The sequence below is a fragment of the Cupriavidus sp. SK-3 genome, assembly GCF_000611145.1.
Classification (GTDB): domain Bacteria; phylum Pseudomonadota; class Gammaproteobacteria; order Burkholderiales; family Burkholderiaceae; genus Cupriavidus.
The window spans coordinates 1-1,583 of record NZ_JFJV02000104.1; the positions used below are offsets into that span (position 1 = coordinate 1).

The following is a 1,583-nucleotide window of genomic DNA, read 5'->3' on the forward strand; positions in this document are numbered from 1 at the left end:
CTTCTATGAGCAGTCTTTTGTCAAGCCGCGTTCCAAACTATCAAATTGCTTCATATGCAAAGCCTCCACACCTCGGGAGATCGGGGCGGTTGGGGTTGCTGTAATCCACGATGGCCTGAAGCCGCTTCTTGCGCTCGTGAGCCTTAGCGGCTCACCACCTTCTATCCGCTGGCGTTGGAGCCAGCCTCATCCTGATGCGCGTTACGCCAGCAATTTGGGAACATGCCCCATCTAGAAAAACGGTTGCTTTGCAACCCGAGCGTGTTACGGGCACGTTCACTTCCGACCATATGCACTTCGTATTACATTGTCCAATGACTGTCGCTGCTACCCTCCCTTGGGTGGGCTAGGCTGGTTTCAAATGGGCGCCTTGGGGGATTACTCCATCCTTCAGATAGCGCCATAGTGCAATTGCGAGACGTCGCGCGATCGCGACGATCGCAATTCGTCGGGCCCGGCGATTTGGTCCAGTGCCCTGGGTACGCTGGTTGAACCATCGTGTCAGCGCACTCTCTGGTTGGTAGCGAATCCAAGACCAGGCCATCTCAACCAGCAACGCCCGCACTCGTCGGTTGCCCTGCTTGCTGATTCCTTGGTCTACACGGCTCTCGCCGCTGTCGTAGGGCTGAGGCACGAGGCCAACGCACGCACCAACCTGTCGGCGGTTGTCAAACTCGCGCCAGAACAACTCCAATACCAATCGCGCTCCGCCAACTGCTCCGATGCCATTCAGGCGCGTGAGGTGACCGATCTTCGCGCGCGCAGGCTCGGGCAGACTCGTCGGGCGCGCTTTCTCTAGTGCCGCCAGTTGCTGTTCAGCCAATGCCAGCCGCTCGCACTCGCGTAGCAACCGTTCTTGGAACTCGACCGGTAGTGAGGTGCCGTCGTGACACCGTACCTCGTCGCGAGCGAGCCGGGCTGAGAATTTCTTGCTGTCGACTTCATCCCAGCAACCGAGCGTGGCCAGTAGCTTACGCATGCGGTCGCGGTGCTGCAGTACCTCTTTCTGCAACTGCCCACGATCGCGCATCAGATGGCGGGACGCTTCATCCTGCAGCGACGGCACGTGGATTGCCCGCATGCGGTCGCGCTCGCCGCGTAGCCATGCACGCAGATTGAGGACCAGTTTGATGGCATCGAGCCGATCCGTCTTTGCGCGTCGCTTCTGGCGTTCCACGGGAATGCTCGCGGGATCGACCACGTAGCATTCGATGCCGCGAGTCCGCAGGGCCCGGTAGATCCAGAACGCGTCCTGCCCGGCTTCGTAGCTCACCACGATCCGCGTGCCCATCGGCAACGACCACTTCTGCCTATGCCGTTCGACCAAGTCTAGTACCGCTTGCAGGCGCCGCGCAGCATCCGGTTGCGCGACGGTGTGGACCGCCGCACTATTGCGCAGACCATCCTGGAGTGCAACCTTCCACTTCGCGGTAGCCAGTTCCAGTGACACCGCCAGCACAACTTCCTCTGGGTGTGATCTATCTGCCTGATCTGTGCGCATGATGCTCTCCTTTGAGCAACCCTCGACTCGCTGATTTTAGGTATCAGTTCGTCGATCTCCCCTCCTGCTGCATAGGATCTAG

At 59.6% G+C, this 1,583-nt stretch carries 1 protein-coding gene; it reads right to left on the reverse strand.

The annotated features are described in order from the left end of the window. Positions 1–346: 346 nt before the first annotated feature. Positions 347–1,501, reverse strand: coding sequence for an IS110 family transposase (locus CF70_RS11015; protein WP_035864137.1), 1,155 nt, complete (start codon positions 1,499–1,501; stop codon positions 347–349). Positions 1,502–1,583 lie beyond the last annotated feature (82 nt).